Origin of the sequence: Candidatus Thiodiazotropha endolucinida, assembly GCF_001715975.1 — a bacterium.
In the GTDB taxonomy this organism is placed as follows: Bacteria; Pseudomonadota; Gammaproteobacteria; order Chromatiales; family Chromatiaceae; genus Thiodiazotropha; species Thiodiazotropha endolucinida.
Genome location: NZ_MARB01000007.1, coordinates 153,116 through 169,946 on the forward strand (window position 1 = coordinate 153,116; position 16,831 = coordinate 169,946).

The window sequence follows — 16,831 nt, forward strand, 5'->3', positions numbered from 1 at the left end:
ACGAACATGAAAAGGTCAACAATCATGAAGCTTAGAATCAAACCCATCGTCGCCGCCTGTGCATTAGCCATGGCAGCCGGACAAGCAGGTGCTATCGACTACACCCTGGCCACAAAGGCGTACTCCAAGACTATGCCGGATGGAAGCGTTGTTCCCATGTGGGGTTATGTCATCGATCCGGATAACGATAGTTCCGGCAGAGGTGATTGTTATGAAACAACACCAGCGCCTGCGCGACGCACCTGTGTCGACAGTCTGCCTGATCCTGTGGCGCCCGGCCCGAGGCTGGATATACCGCCGACCGATACGGCATTGCGGATTTATTTGACTAATACATTGCCTGAGCCGACATCCATTGTGATCCCAGGGCAGGAGTTGCCTTACTCAGCGGCCGATAACGGTCCCACTTGGGACGGTCCGTTCGGTGGCAATGCCATTACCGGGGGACGCCCAGCCGGCGATACAACCTTGAAGATGCGCTCTTATGGCCGTGAAGCGAATCGCAATGGCGGTAGACGGGCGTATGTCTGGAACAATAACCGGAACAATCCTATAACGAATTCGGGCAGTTTCATTTACCACACCGGCACACATCCCCAAAAGCAACTCTACATGGGGCTCTTTGGCATGGTCACGCGTGACTCCGTTGCAGGCGAGGTCTATCCCGGCGTCACTTACAACAGCGATACCACACTTTTCTACAGCGATATCGATCCTGAGTTCAACAAATCCGTGGTCGCACCCTATGATCCGGCTTACGCGGCATACCCGCCGTTGGAGACAGCGATCGAGCGTCATCCCACCTGGTTTTTGATCAATGGCGAGCCTTATGATCCGACCGGGACGATTAACGCCGTGGGTGCCAATACCATTACCGGTATAGACGTCAATCAAAGCAATTTGATGCGTTTCGCCAGTGCGGCAACCGAAAATCATGTCCCGGTCTTCCAGGGGCTCTACGGCACAATCCATGGTGAGGACGGCATGCAGTATATGTGGCAGGCCGGTGTGAGCGGCGCCGCAGCTACTGAAACGGCTGCACCCATTGAGCAGTACTCGATCGGCTTGCCGCCGCTGAAGACAAAGGATGTGATTGTCACTCCGGCTGTGCAGGGGGTCTATTCCATCTATGACGGCAACGGTTATATGACCAACCCCACCGCCAACGAAGCCACGGGCGCTGAGGATACCGTCGGCGGTATGTTCAGGAAACTGGGTGTTGCACCCGGCACCAACCAGGCGCCGGTGGCCGTGGCTGATCAGTTTACCGTTGAATACCCTGAACTCCTGAGCAGTGATACTGAAGCGACACCTGTTGCATTTCTCTTGGATGTCATCGCCAATGACAGTGACATCAATAACGATCCGCTGACCCTTGCGTCTACTCTAACGCCTAACCAGCAATACGGCGACGTTGCGATAACCATCGATGCGTTCTGTAATGCTGGCGATACATCTTGTTCGGTAGAGTACGGCTATACAGGACCTGCGGGCGGTACCGAGACCTTTCATGCAACACCAGCAACCATTGCTTCTACCAACTTTGATTACGATGTGACTGACGGGAGTCTGACAAGCGGTTTGGCAACCGTCACCCTGGATTATCTGCGCAATGAGGCACCCACAGCGGCTGACCATGCGTTAGTGACGGATGCTGCGACAGAGTTGCTTTTCAACGCTTTGGATGGCGCAGTCAATAATGAGCCGGGTGATGTACTGAACTTCTCGTATTCACCCCCATTTGATCCTGTAACCGATTTGGATCCTGCGACAGAGGGAGCGCTTGTATGCGCAGCGAACGGTGAATGTACCTTTACGCCACCTACGGACGGTGTGCCGGGACCTGACTCAGTCGTGGTTACTTTTGACTATGTAGCCCTCGACGATATAAATACAGTCGGCAACCAGACGGGTGTTACAGCGTATGACGACAAGATCACAGGAACCGTTACCATTACCGTTGATCCGGTAAGTACCGAAGCACCTGAAGTCATCGACGACAACTATATGGCCATTGTGGATACTGACTTGGTGGTGGCTGTCGATCAGGGTGTCCTGTCGAACGATACCGAACCGCAGGGGCAGCCGATGACTGCGGCCTTTGACGGTCCCACACCGCCCGGTACGACTACGGAAGGCGGCACCGTGGTGTTGAATGCAGACGGCTCTTTCACTTATACACCGCCTGCAGGATTCTCCGGCGCGGATACCTTCACTTACATCGCCAGCGATGACAGTGCGCCTACCCCCAACGAGAGCCTACCGGCCACGGTGACCATCACGGTTGGCAATGAGGCATCCGTGGCTGTTGCCGACAGTTACAGCATGACCGAAAGCAGCATTCTCAATGAAGCCGCTCCCGGTGTGTTGGTTAACGACACGGATGTGGATGGCCAGGCCCTTACAGCGAGTCTGGTGGCCGGTAGTGGTCCCAGCTGCGGTACCCTGACGCTGAATTCGGACGGCTCCTTTACTTACGAGCCCCAGATTGGCTGGAACAGCACACTGACGGGTGTTTGTGATCCGGGTACCGTGGACGGTTCGGATACCTTCAGCTATGTCGCCAATGATGGTCTGGTGGACAGTGCTGCGGTTAGCGTCAACATCACGGTCAATCCGCAAACCACGGCCACGGCAGTCAACGATACCTTTATCCTTGATGCGCCGTCGGTGACAGAACTCACCGCAGAAAACGGTGAATTGGTCAGTACCACTTACGTCACGGCCAGCGCACTGGATAACGATCTGGGAACCGGAACCAATCCGACTGCTACCGAAGTGAATGATCCTGATAATCTCTCTCCTGAGATTGCGGCATCGGGTGAAGTCACTCTGGTAATCGAGGATATGGCAATGGGCACCATCGGTACACTGGAGTATCAGTTCACCAATGACGGTGGCAACACCAGTAATGTCGCCCAGGTCAGCCTGGTACGCTATCTCGGCGTGAAGAAGTCGGAGTTCAATTTGCGGGAAGATGGCGGTCTCGCCGGAAATCCGGACAACGACGACTGGCGTATCACCGGTAATGTCGATCCCACGGTGATTCCGCCGGGTAGTTCGATCTTCGCCTTTATCATCAGGCAGGGTGTCACCGATCCTATTCCGATCAATACCCCGGCCGACATCAACCCGAATAATGATATGGGCACGGTCTTCAATGTGGACAACTGGAGAATCCACATCGATAACGTCGGCAGCACCGGACCACGCGGTGATATCGATCAGGCCAACGACAGGTTGCGCATAGAGGCCCACGTCGACGATGGAGTTGGTGGTACTATTATCTACACCTATGACAATGTACCGATTCATGTACAACCATAACTGAGTAAAAACCGCCACACCCCAATTTTGGGGTGTGGCGGTTTTCTTGTTTTTGAACTTAGAAACAATAGCCTATGAAAGTTGACGAGAGAAAAAGCAGCGCCCAAACACGGGATGAAGAGTTTTTACCCCAGGGCAACCCGATTATTTTGATTTTCGTGTTGTTACTGTGCCTCACTATTCTGTTTATGCTGACTTCTGCGATAGCCAACGGTGCTGAAAAAATGTTGCCGAATAAGGCAGCCGGACAAACAGCTGTCGCAAAATGGAAACCACCCGTGGCGCATAAGATCATTCAGCCTGAAATGGTTTCCTCTGATCTGGCGAATGAGATCGCCGACAAGTGGGGTATCAGATTGATCAGCTTGAGATTGACTGCCGCAGGCTACATGATCGATTTTCGATTTCGTGTTTTGAATGTGGAGAAATCAAAGAACTTTTTCGATCAAAGGGTCAAACCACACCTGGTGGTTGAGCGTTCCAATGCTAAACTACCAATACCCATGGCGGCCAAGGTGGGCGCGTTCAGAACGACCAATCGGGGCCAGAACATCAAACCTAACAGAACATACTATATGGTATTCGGGAATCCGGATGCCCATGTGAAGTCAGGTGAGAAAGTGACCATGGTTATCGGCGACTTCAAGGCCGAACATTTGATCGTTCACTAATTCCACCATGAGATGTCGTTATGCGTAATATTAAATCTCTCCTTCGCCTTCTAATCCTGCTTATGGCAGGCGTGTCGCTGCAGAGCAATGCGGCGGTCACTGTCTACTGCTGCGACGCAAACGCAGAGGCGCAGTACATTCAGGACCTGGCTGCCCTGCAGTCTGTCACGGTGGATTTAACCGGTGAAAGCTTTGAAGGTGATGCCTGGACGAGCTCACGTAATACAACAGTGTTCAGTGTGACCAACCAGAACCTGACATGGGGGGGCAGTTCAACCGGTGTTGCAGGCATCCAAACCAGTATGGGCGGTGGTGATGTGCATGAGGGTGAATATCTGATGTTCGCCGTTGACGATACGAGCACCCATCTGACTCCCGATAAGATCACCCTGACGGCCAATGGCATTACTCTGTATGGTGTCGGCGGATGGTTCAGAAGTTCCAATGGTGCAAAACTCGCATTCACCACGAATGGCGATGTGGTCGATTTTACAGGTGCGCAAGCCACAGTCTTCGATTGGAAGTTTCTCGGTTTTATCGACGATGGAGGATTCAGCACACTGTTGGTGGAAACAGCCGATGAAGTAGGCAATGAAGTCAAGACCTTCTTTTCGGATGACTTTACCATTGCAGCCCAAGCCGGCGCTTTTCCCGGTCAGGACCTGCAATTCAGCAGTGCCAACTATTCGGTCAATGAGAATGCGGGGTCAGTTGCCGTCACGGTGAGCCGCAGCGGCGGAACAACAGGTGCGCTGTCCATAGATTATGCAACCACGGCTGACGGCACTGCGACAGCCGGTCAGGACTTTACAGCAGTTTCAGGTACACTTGACTTCGCCGATGGGGAGACGAGTAAACAGATCACCATAAATATACTGGACGATGCCGTCTTCGAGGGCGATGAGACAGTAGGGCTGTTGCTCACCGGAACCGATGTCGGTGTCCTGAATAATGCCACCCTGACTATTATCGAGAATGACGTGCGCCCTGCAGGAAGCGTCGAGTTCAGTGGCAGCAGTTATCGCGTGAACGAAGATGCCGGTACGCTGTCGGTCACGATACAGCGTAGTGGAGGCAGCGAAGGAAGCGGTACAATCGATTATGCGATCAGTGACGGCACGGCGATCGGCGGCAGCGACTACAACGCTACTTCCGGTACTTTGGCATTCATTGACGGCCAGGTTAGCGGCACTTTTGATATCGCCATTACAGACGACGCCCTGCAAGAGGGTACGGAGTCGATTGTTCTCAATTTAAGCAATCCGGTCTCAGTGATGCTGGGTGATCGCGATATTGCCGAAGTCTCCATTATTGACAACGAAGCGTCACCGGCCATGGGGAGTATCCAGTTCAGCGGATCTACCTATAGTGTCGCCGAGAACGGCTCGGAGATAGCGTTACCGGTCGTTCGAATTAGCGGCAGCATGGGGGCTGTAAGTGTTGTCTGTACAACCTCCGATTCCAGTGCCACCGCCGGCAATGACTATACGGCAACACAGAATACGGTAAGTTTTGCCAATGGTGAAGTTATTCAAAACTGCCGCATACCCATCGTAGACGACAGTAGCTATGAAAATGATGAAACCTTACTGGTGACTCTCAGCTCTCCCACAAATGGTGCGGTACTGGGAACCACTTCATCCACGACAGTCACAATCGAAGACAATGATCCGGTCCCTGCGGCCGGGAGCCTTCAGTTCGACCAGACAAGTTACCAGCTGACAGAGGGTGGTTCGACAGCCAGCATTACGGTTTCCCGGAGTGGCGGCAGTAGCGGATCGGTCAACGTTGATTACGCCACTGTGGATGGGACTGCCACAGCCGGTAGCGACTACACATCGGCCAGTGGCACTATCAATTTCGCCGCTGGCGTCACCAGTGTCAGTTTCCAGGTTACGCTCTTGGACGATGCGATTTACGAAGGTGATGAAACTGTTTCGCTTGTTTTAAGCAATCCTACCGGGGGTGCTGTGACCGGTTCGGCAGACACAGCACAACTGACCATCCTCGATAATGAATCGGCTCCCGCTACGGGTGCCCTGGTCTTCACCGCGAGTGAATATTTTGCAGATGAGTTGGATGGCAGTATTACCGTGAGCGTTGAGCGTCAAGGCGGCAGTACGGGTGCTGCACAAGTCAACTATATCACCAGCGATGGTACAGCGATTGCAGGTGCGGACTATGCTGTGGCTAGTGGCACTCTGGCATTCGCTGACGGTGAGGTTTCACAAAGTTTCGAGATTTTCATCAATGATGATGCCTTTTTTGAAGGAACCGAAAACCTGAGTCTTCAGCTCTCAGACCCATTTGGAGTAACTCTCGGTGACCCAGCATCATCTGTTATCACAATTGCCGATGACGACGATCCACCCGCAGCGGGTGCACTCGACTTTTCGACGAATAGTTATAGCGTTGATGAAACCGGCACCAGTATTAGCGTTACAGTAACCCGGAGTGGTGGTACGAGCGGTGCAATCTCTGTTGATTATGCAACACTGGATGACAGCGCCACGGCATCGTCCGATTATGTTTTTGCTACGGGTACCGTAAACTTTGCCAATGGTGAGTCGGGTAGCAAAACATTCGAGGTCACAATTGTCGATGACAGTCTGTTAGAGCAGGACGAGCGTATCCGTTTGGTGCTCGCCAATGTGCAGGGTGGAGCAGTGCTGGGTGCCTTGAGTGAGTCCTTTATTACTATATCGGACGACGAGGCACAGTCCGCCTCTGCGATACTGGGCTTTTCGACAGGTTCCCTGTCCGCCAATGAAACTGCCGGTAGTGTGAATATCACCATCACACGCAGTGTCACGGTAAGCGGTGAAATTTCGGTTGATTTGTCAGCAAGCTCAAGTGATGCAGTTGCGGGTACAGACTACAACGTAACCACCGGAACCGTGCGGTTTGCCAATGGTGAGACGGAGAAGACCATCACTGTTGAAATTCTGGACAATACTGTCACAGATGGGAACAGAACGATTACTTTTGCACTGGCCAATGCCATTGGTACGGCTGTCATTGATAGTAACAGCGGTACTTTGACCCTGACAATTATTGATGATGAATCAGATTCAGGCGGTGGCGGCGGTGGTGGCAGCATGGGATCATTTCTGATGTTGTTGATGCTGTGTGCAATATACTACCTTCGGTTACGGGGATTCCGTGTTTGCACGGCATGTTCATCAGGCAGGAATAAGTAATACCGGCGGTTAATTACCGATTTGTGGAGCAGTAACAATGTTTAACGATGTACGGGATACAGCAACACTACAGTGGTACAAACGAATCATGCCAGCGGTATTATTGCTCCCGATGATATCGTTGATCTCGTTCAACACTCATGCTGATGAACTGCCAAGTATTGCAAAACGGGCCGAAACGGGAGAGGGCTTTACCCCCCCCTTCAAACTGGATTGCATCACGCGGCCGGGAAAAAGCAAAACCCTGGGTGAACGCTTTGAAATGCTGGCCAGTTCGGGTGATCAAGGACACGATGAGCATGCCCACCATAGAAGGATGATGATGAGCAATGATTATCAGCTGCATACAGCTGACTATACGATTCCCGATGTACAGCTGATTTCCCATCGTGGTGAAAAAGGACGTCTCCCGGAATTGCTTGATACGGATAAGCCGGTGATGTTGAATTTCATCTTCACGACCTGCACCACGATCTGTCCTGTGTTATCCGCAAGTTTTCATCAAGTTCAAGAGATCATGGGTGATGAGAGTGATTCCATTTCGATGATCTCGATTACCATCGATCCAGACTATGATACGCCAGAGCAACTGATGAAATATGCACGGAAGTTCAAAGCGGGTAACCAGTGGCAGTTCTACACCGGTACGTATAACGACGTCGTGAAGGTTGAAAAAGCGTTCGATATCTTTCGTGGCTCCAAAATGAACCACGAACCCATTACTCTCATACGTAAACAAAACGAACAATCCTGGGTCAGAATAAGCGGGCTTGCAAGCGCAGAAGATATCGTAAAGGAATACCGTAAAACAATTACAGCAGGAAAGTAATGAAAATAAACTTTAAGCGGCTTGCTTATCTCAGTTTCTTTATCACAGCCAGTCTCTATTCCACACTGTCCATGAATGACGCGGATATCGACTCGCGTGCCTATACATTAGGAAAACAGTTCTACACCGAAGGACTTCAGCCAAATGGCAAGCTGGTGAAAGCCACAATCCAGGGAGACATTACGGTAGAAGGTGATCAGTTGATATGTGAAACCTGCCACAGGAAGAGCGGCATGGGATCAACGGAAGGCCAGCAGGTTGTACCGGCTGTTGCGGGGAATGTGCTGTTCAAACCGCTAAAAATACCGGTTAGCAAGCCCCCGGAGCCTCCTGTATTCCGTGAAGGTTATACGAGGGAAACTCTGATGACGGCAATCAGGGACGGTATAGATGCCAATGGTAAGCCGTTGGATCCGTTTATGCCAAGGTACGATATTGATGACGAGACGCTGGATGGCTTGATGGTGTATCTCGATACGCTGTCACAAACAGCGTCACCAGGTGTTACCGAAGATACAATACATTTCGCAACAATCGTATTATCGTCAAACAGCATGGAGAAGAATAAGGCGCTGCAGGACGTTATGGAGCAGTATGTTTTACAAAAGAATATCGAAACAAGATATGAAAGCAAAAGGGCGAAGAATGCTCCATGGCACAAGGAGTGGTTGTTCAAGCCCTATCGAAAATGGCAAATTCATACGTGGGAGTTGAGGGGTGAAAAAGAGAGTTGGCCCGGCCAGTTGGCTGATTACTATCAAAAACAACCAGTATTTGCTTTGATCAATGGAATTGTTCCATCAGGGTGGGAACTTGTTCATGAGTTTTGTGAACGCGAGACTATTCCATGTCTCTTCCCCACCACATCTTTACCTGTAATCGATGAAACTGATTTCTACACCATATATCTGACTAAAGGTGCAGTCCATGAGGCTGAAGCGGTTGCATCCTATATTACTAAAACCCTTTCCGTGAAAAGCGTTATCCAGTTTATCGACAAATCATCTCAATTAAGCCTGGCGAGTGCTGATTCACTTCGTAAGGAACTGGAAAAAAACGGTCTTGTGGTAAATGATGTTGTAGTCAGGGACCCGAGCGATTCTTCGCAGTTGCTACCTGAATTGGATAGTGAGCGTGCCGTTGTTTTATGGCTCGACCGGGGAAAGTCCGACCAGCTTATTAATGGAGCGAGCCAACAGAAAAATAGGCCACCGATAATACTCTCGACCTTACATTACGGCCATGACAGTAGCCGCATACCGAATGATTTAGCGAATTCTCTTGTGTTTGTTCATACGTCAGAAATGCCTGATAAGACAAACAGGCTGCTGATGCACTCAACAGGCTGGTTTAGAGCTAAGAGAATATACGACCCTAATGCAAAAGAGATTCAAGCGAATGCCTATTTTGCATTAAAGGTGGTTGGAGATGCCGTGAAACATATCCGTGGTTATTTCTATCGAGACTACTTTATTGAAAAAATCGAGCACATGATTGACGATCTGCCCTATACTTCGATATATCCAAGAGTAAGTATGGCGCCAGATCAGCGGTTTGTATCCCGGGGTTACTATATCGCAAAACTTGACGGAAAAGGAGGAATACGGAATATTACCGAATGGATTGCGCCGTAATGGATTGTTAGACATGCAATATAGTCTTGTCGGAGAATAATGGTGTCGGAATTAGACAAAAACACTCCAACAAATACCAATGTATATAGCTACGATTATCAGCTAGCCAAACGTTACGGTATCACAAGTTTCATTGCCATCATCCTGATAGCCGCAATTATTCTTCTCCTGTTTCGCTACGAATCATCACGCATCATTCAAGACACTGCAAAACAGAGCAACGAGTCGCTGACTATTGCCACTGAGTATGCGCTTAATGATCACTTTGTGATGTATCTGAATCTTATCAAGCTAAATAAAAAGAAACCGGGTGAGATGCCATTCGACCCATTGCTTGCGCGTGCGATACGTAAAATGATAAAGGATACCAATGTTGACAGGATAAAGCTGTACGATGTAAACGGGCGTGTAGCTTACTCATCAAAGCCTTCAGCCTACGCTGAAGAAGATGAGGATAACGATGGTTTTAAGACAGCGATGTCGGGTTATCCGAGGACTGTCTTAAACTATCGTGATAGTTTCACTATCTTCAGTGACAATGACAGGGACGTTAACCTGGTACAGACATATGTGCCAATACGGGTAGATGAAAATTCACCAGTATTGGGAGTTATGGAGATCTATTACGACATCAGCGGTTATGTCAGTCATGCAATGAGGACAATCATTGTTCTGATGTTGACGACGTTGCTGCTGATGCTGTTTCTCTACACTTTCTTGCTGATGCACATTAAACGATCTGAGCGCATCATTGAAGATCAGAATCGAATCACAAGAGAAAAGAAGGTACTGCTCGAATTTCTCACTGCCAAGATGATCAATGCCCAGGAGGATGAGAAAAAGCGCATAGCCTTTGATCTCCATGAAGATGTGGTGCAGACCCTGTCCGGTGTCAAGATGCAGCTGGAAAAATACATACTGAGTCTTAGTCAGCAGGAAAAGGAGGGCGAAGTCGATCAACTCTCCACGGAAATCGTGCCGATGCTGCAGAATGCAGCTCAAAAAATCAGGGCGGTTGCTATGGACCTGCGCCCACCGAGTCTCGACGATTTTGGTCTTAAGGCTGCCCTCAACTCAGTGGTTTCAGAGTGTCATACCGAGACAACAGGTCTGGAGGTTGAAATTGAATTTGGACTTGAGGAAGATGATATTTCTTCGGAACGTAAGTCAATTCTGTATCGTCTGGTTAAAGACATATTACATGCCATCTGTTTTGAGCAAAAACTGACTGCCAAGGTGCAGATTCGGTTCGATCGGGTGTTAGGCGGCCTCTGTATGAAGGTAGTGCTTACCAGTGAAAAGATTGACATTCTTTACAGAGAAGAGTTGCCTGACTATCTGACCATGATGGAGGAGCGAACGATCCTCTCTGGTGGAGAGTTCTCGAGAATGCCCAAGTACGACGACACGATTGAGGTGAAATCAATATGGACTTTCTGAGTGACTGGTAAGGATACGAAGTCACTGTGGTGGAGACGATTCAGAGCTGTTCCCTAAGGGGGCGTCACTCGTTGCTTGAGGAGCAGCATCGCCGGTTGTACTATCCGCATCCACTTCTGGGAATTCTGCCACCGTTTGGACATCCTTGGAGTCTGCTGGAGCAGCAGTTTCTTTCTCATTGTCGGAGCCGCAGGCCCCCGGATCGGCAGAGATGGCAGTGCTACCGCACTCTGATTTCTTGTTATCTTCCGCATGCTTTTCAGCGTCGCCGTCCCTTGGTTGAGTTGTCACAGACGCCTCTGGCGCTTGCAGGCCTAGTCTGTCCAACAAGGCGCTACTGTCATAACCACGCAGTGAAAGATCGAAGATCTTGAGGGATGAACTGCGGTCACTACGACTGCGAGTCTGATTTTGTATGGGGTCCTGTTCCAACGCTTCTCTGTTGCTGGAAAAACGGGAAGGGAGTCCGCCGCTGCTATGGCCTGGGGATGAGTGAATTGAGACGAAGGGCAGGGCGTCATCATCTATGATTCTGACAATCGCAGCAGATGGCGTGGTGATGGTGGCATTGCCGCTTGCATCGGAGAGTACCAGTGTAAAACTGCTCTCCTCCTCGTATAGACCATCGTTAATTATCTCAATCGCTATTGTTCGACGTGTCACTCCGGCCGGAAAAGTCAGGGTGCCGCTGGTGTCAACGTAGTCACTATCCTTTATGGCTGAACCGTCGATGGTCTTATATTTAACAGATGCACTGGTCTCAAGATCACCCGATCGAATCACTGTCAAGAAGACTTGATTACTCGACTCATTGACATCATAACTGACCGCATCCAGATAGATCGTAACAGTCTCAATATCCGGATCATTATCGAGAATTGTGACCGTGGTGGAGGCGGGTTCCGCTATCGATGCGTCCTCGCTGACTGCTGTAAGGATAATCTGAAAAGTCTCATTGTCTTCATGCAGAGTATCATCGACCAATTCGACATGTATCTCCTTTTGCGTCTCTCCCGGTTGGAAGCGTATCGTCCCGTTATCGGCAACAAAATCGATATCGGCAGCAGCGCTTTTCGCCAGTAGCTGATACTCCACATCAACAATGCCTGTGCTGCCTCCCGTGCGAATCAGATCGATGATTGCCTGCTGTTTCGATTCGTTGACGGCATATGCGACAGCGCCAAATGAAATGGCCCCTGTGCCGTCATTGTCCAGAATAATGACCTCTGCCTCCAAATCCTCTCCAAGCGTGGCATTGCCATCCACATTGGATAGTGCGACGTAGAAGGATTCATTCTCTTCATCCAGGTCATCATCATGGATGAATACCTCGAAACTGCGTAGCGTTTCTCCGTCATTGAATTGCAGTGTGCCCTTGCTGATGGCGTAGTCACGGCCCTGTTTTGCCTCGTCTTCAATCGTTGTGTAGTCGACGCTGGCCTCTCCTTTGCTCCCGCCTGAACGCCTCACAGTGACTATCAGTTTCTGTGTATTTTCATCCACGGAAAAGAGTGATTCATTGAACTCGATGCGGCTGTTTTCATTGGATCCGAAGTTACTCTCGAGGAGTGCATGTGCCGCAGCTACGTCCAGCAGGCCGTAACCGAAGCTATCGTCTGTACCTGCCTCGCCTAAATCGAGAGCAGAGTCATAGAGTGTGGTTTCGATCTGGGAAAGTGTGGCATCGGGAAACGCACTTTTAAGCAGTGCCATGGCTCCGGTTACATGGGGTGCGGCGAATGAAGTGCCGGAGACGATGTTATAGGCGTTGGGCAGCAGGTCTGCGGTAAAGATCAGGCTGCCGGGTGCGGCCAGCTTGGGGAAAACGCCGCCGTCACAGGCGCCTGGCCCACGGCTGCTGAGCAGTTCTATCTCGTTGGACTGATCCACCGATCCAACGGAGAGCGCACCTGGATCGTTGGCTGGACTGATACTGGATTCAGTGGATGGACCGAAGTTGCCGGCGGAAAATACGACACCAATGTCGGCCTCCCGCAGCAGCTTGATGTCTTCACTGAATTCCTGGAAACACTCATTGATGGTTGTGGAAAAGCCCCAAGAATTGTTGACCAGGTCGGGCGCGTCATCGGTCAGTGGATCACCGTCCGGATCGAGTAGCCACTGAAACGACTCATGAATCGCGCTCAGTGTTGACTCATTGGCGTTGTCGAAGATCTTTGCCGCTATCCACTTGGCCTCAGGTGCCATGCCGATTTGATAACCGCTCTCATCACCGCCCAGTATGATGCCGAGCGCCTGTGTACCGTGGCCCACCATATCGGCAGGTAGTTCATTCTGTTGATAGGGGTCGAACCAACTGTTAGTCCCCCCGCGCCATTTTTCGATAAGATCCGGGTGATTGAGCTCAACGCCGGAGTCCATGATGGCGACTGTGACGCCATCGCCATCGATTCCCTGCTGCCAGAGCTGCTCGGTGTTGATGGTGATGAGATTCCACAGCGGATCTGTCGTCAGGCCTTCGACCCTGTCATCACTCATGGTCAACTGCATATCGACTGTGATCCGTTCCACCTCTGGCATGGCGGCGATCTCATCCACCAGATTGGCTGGCAGGTCCAAGGCGACAGCGTTGATGACCCAAAGTGATTTCAGGCGAGTTTTTACACCGTGATCACGCAATATTTTGGCGAGTTTTGCCTTTGGCTTGATGAGCTGGTCCTGCAGGCCGGTCAACAGCCTTCTGCGTAATTGCTTTTTTTGTCTCGACTGTGACTTAATGATTGCCGGTTCATATTGATGTTTTTTGCTAATAGATCTACGCAAGCCATGGATATTAATGCTTTTTTTGAATTTTACAATGACCGGGACACGGGATGTGAGATCAACCTGTGCCACAAGTTTATCAACATCGGCGGTTAATCCTGCGGCACCATTCAGCACGGGCTGATAGAACAGTCCCGCCAAGATTACGGCAGTGAATAATCGCTTAAGCATGTTTGCCAGTCGCCTGATGGCGCGTTTATTTCCCCAGTATGGGAATCGATGGGTAAAATATGAATAAAATCATCTGATTATCAACTATATTCCTTAATACCTCATACTTTAATGCGTGTTACTACTACCTGTTGATTAGGTATGTTACTACCATGACTGAACAGTTGAGGCAGTAGAATCCTAAATTTTTTTTGTGTCGGAAACATAGACCAAACACACTTAAAACGCTTCTTGGAAAGCTGATTTGGCTACTATAGGATTGATTATCCTATTCATTTAACAGGTAGTTCATACACTTTGAGCACGATCTGGAGGCTGGGTGATAGAGACAGTAGAACCCATGGTAGGGTTTTTATCCATTAAAGGTATGAAATCACCCCATGCAGAAATACATCCTCCCATCAATCTCATTAATCTTGTAAATCTGCTGTTATTGTATGAAGCCATATTCAGTCCTATGTGCCTCGATTAGGATATGGAAGTTTTGTGGAACTACTGGAAATCAGATGAGCAAGAGTGAACCCAATCTGCTGACTCGGTTATTGCCAATGGTATTGTCCATATTGTTGGTATCATGCGCCCAGCAACCCGAAATCAACCAAACAGATGCTGGCAGACTGATTGCTCCCTATCCAGCAGAGAGACCGTCAATCACGACCTCCGGCGGCGATGATGAACAGGAGCTGGTACTCTCGCAACAGGCAGTGAAGGAACCGGAGTACTTTGTTCGTGAGGGTAGCGGTAGATTCATTAAATCTGGAAAGTCAGGTAAAAAACAGACTCAACCGGCCCGTGGCGACATAACACTCAACTTTGAGGCAGTGGATCTGCGCGAAGTGGTCAAGGTGGTCTTTGAGGAGATACTGCGGGAAAACTATCTAATCGATGACAAGGTACAGGGTCAGGTAACCATCCATACGACCTACCCGGTCAGCACCGATGCGGTATTACCGATTCTCGAGACCATTCTGCAGATGAACGGTGCCGTGATGGTGCGTAACGGCGCACTCTATAAGATTCTGCCCGCGGCTGATCTGAAGAGTATGGCCCTGAAACCCTCGGTTGGTCAGGGTAACGCGAAGATGAAAGCGGGTCAGGGTGTACAGATCGTACCATTGAGGTACATCACAGCCGTTGAAATGAAGAAGGTTTTGGAAAGCTTTGCCTCCCCGGCAGAGCAGATTCGGGTGGACAAAGGCAGGAATCTGTTAATCCTTACAGGCTCCTATCAACAGATCAACAATCTGTTGCAGACCATCGAAATGTTTGATGTGGACTGGCTCAGTGGTATGTCATTTGCGCTGATACCGCTCAAGGCCACTGACGCCAAAACCATTACCGAAGAACTCAAGCATCTGGTTGGAGATGGCGATGGGTCGCCATTGGCTGGAATGATCAAGCTGATTCCCATCGATCGCCTGAATGCGGTCATGGTGATCAGTCAGCAACCCAGATATATCAAGGATGTGCGCAGATTGATCAGCCAGTTTGACCAGGGCAGTGACAAATCTCCCGACCGCCGGCTTTACGTCTATCACCTGAAAAACGGAAAAGCGGAGAATATTGCCGCGATTCTGCAGAATATATTCGGTAATGAGGTTTCAGCACCTTCCCCAAGTGTGGGATTAAGCAGCAGTGACCCGCTACTACGCTCGAATGTGCGCGCTCCCACAGCGACCGGAATCGATTTGAAGAACAGTAATGCCGACAGTGAGGCAGTTCTCACCAAGGATCAGCCTGCAGCAGCTACGGCAGCGGTAGCAAGCACCAGTATCTCTAGACAGGTGGCGCAAAAAGGATCGGATGCCACGGCGACCATCATTGCCGACCCGGATAACAATGCCATCCTGGTGATGGCGAGCCCGAAGGACTATCAGAAGATCAAGGCGACGATCAGTCGTCTGGATGTTTCGCCCAAGCAGGTGCTCATCGAAGCGACCATTGCCGAGGTGCAATTGAGCGATAACCTGAGCTATGGCGTACGTTGGTTCTTCAATGGTTCCACAGGGAGCGGGCGCCCCTATAAAGGCGCATTGGGGAGTCTGCCCGGGGATGTCTCCGGTGGCGACGGTTTTTCACTGGGATTGTTCAATAGTGCCAACGATCTAAAGGTCTTCTTCGATATTCTGGAGAATGAATCCTCGGTGAAGTTTCTCTCCGCACCCCAGATCATGGTGATAGACAACCAGACAGCAAGCTTCCGGGTGGGTGACCAGATACCCATTGTGACTCGTTCGTCACAGAGTACTATCGATCCGGATGCCCCCATTGTTTCCGAGGTGCAGTTCCGCGATACGGGTACCCTGCTGCAGGTCACGCCGCGCATCAACGAAGGGGGTATGGTGACTTTGGAGGTCAGCCAGGAGGTCAGTACCCCCGGTACCGCCCCGGCCATTGGCGGCGGTGGCAATGTCTCAATCTCCCAGCGTACCATCGAGAGCACCGTCATCGTTCACGATGGGCAGACTGTTGTGCTGGGTGGTTTGATTCGTGAAAGCAGCTCAGGCGGCAGAACTGGGATCCCCGGTTTGATGCATCTCCCCGTCGTCGGCAACCTCTTCGGCAGCACCACCAAGGACATAAGCCGCACCGAGTTGATCGTGACATTGACACCAAAGGTGGTACGGAATCCGCAAGAGGCCTACGATATATCTCAGGAACTGCGAGAAAAGATACGCGACGCCACCCTGTTTCATGATGACTTTCAACGGCGTCGGGCATCCAGCAAGTAATCGACAAAGAACTGGTGACTCATGCTTTTTCCACCTGGGAGTG

Annotated in this window: 8 protein-coding genes; 7 read left to right on the forward strand and 1 reads right to left on the reverse strand. The window is 50.4% G+C overall.

Annotated elements, in window-relative coordinates; genetic code table 11:
• The first annotated feature begins 6 nt into the window (after window positions 1-6).
• From CODIS_RS07915 to CODIS_RS07940, 6 genes are all read left to right on the forward strand, one after another.
• On the forward strand, window positions 7-3,327 hold the full coding sequence (locus CODIS_RS07915; protein WP_069123557.1) for an Ig-like domain-containing protein: 3,321 nt from the start codon (window positions 7-9) through the stop codon (window positions 3,325-3,327).
• A 74-nt stretch (window positions 3,328-3,401) separates the two neighbouring features.
• Window positions 3,402-3,998 carry a hypothetical protein gene (locus CODIS_RS07920; protein ID WP_069123560.1) on the forward strand — a complete coding sequence of 199 codons (597 nt, stop codon included), beginning with the start codon at window positions 3,402-3,404 and terminating at the stop codon, window positions 3,996-3,998.
• A 20-nt stretch (window positions 3,999-4,018) separates the two neighbouring features.
• On the forward strand, window positions 4,019-7,198 hold the full coding sequence (locus CODIS_RS07925) for a Calx-beta domain-containing protein (RefSeq protein ID WP_069123564.1): 3,180 nt from the start codon (window positions 4,019-4,021) through the stop codon (window positions 7,196-7,198).
• A 37-nt stretch (window positions 7,199-7,235) separates the two neighbouring features.
• Window positions 7,236-8,027: an SCO family protein gene (locus CODIS_RS07930; RefSeq protein WP_069123567.1), complete on the forward strand. Its 792-nt coding sequence runs from the start codon at window positions 7,236-7,238 to the stop codon at window positions 8,025-8,027.
• Entirely contained in the window at window positions 8,027-9,661 is a 1,635-nt protein-coding gene (locus tag CODIS_RS07935) for an ABC transporter substrate-binding protein (RefSeq protein WP_069123570.1), read from the forward strand. Before CODIS_RS07930 ends, CODIS_RS07935 begins: the two co-directional genes overlap by 1 nt.
• Before the next feature lie 39 nt (window positions 9,662-9,700).
• Window positions 9,701-11,101, forward strand: coding sequence for a sensor histidine kinase (locus CODIS_RS07940; RefSeq protein WP_069123572.1), 1,401 nt, complete (start codon window positions 9,701-9,703; stop codon window positions 11,099-11,101).
• Between the two features lie 21 nt (window positions 11,102-11,122).
• Here the strand turns inward: CODIS_RS07940 and CODIS_RS07945 are convergent, their stop codons facing one another.
• Window positions 11,123-14,056: a Calx-beta domain-containing protein gene (locus tag CODIS_RS07945; protein WP_069123573.1), complete on the reverse strand. Its 2,934-nt coding sequence runs from the start codon at window positions 14,054-14,056 to the stop codon at window positions 11,123-11,125.
• A gap of 506 nt (window positions 14,057-14,562) precedes the next feature.
• Between CODIS_RS07945 and gspD the strand changes: the two genes are divergently transcribed.
• The gene (gene gspD / locus CODIS_RS07950) at window positions 14,563-16,788 is read left to right on the forward strand and encodes a type II secretion system secretin GspD (RefSeq protein ID WP_162420172.1); all 2,226 of its coding nucleotides are present in this window, start codon (window positions 14,563-14,565) and stop codon (window positions 16,786-16,788) included.
• Window positions 16,789-16,831 lie beyond the last annotated feature (43 nt).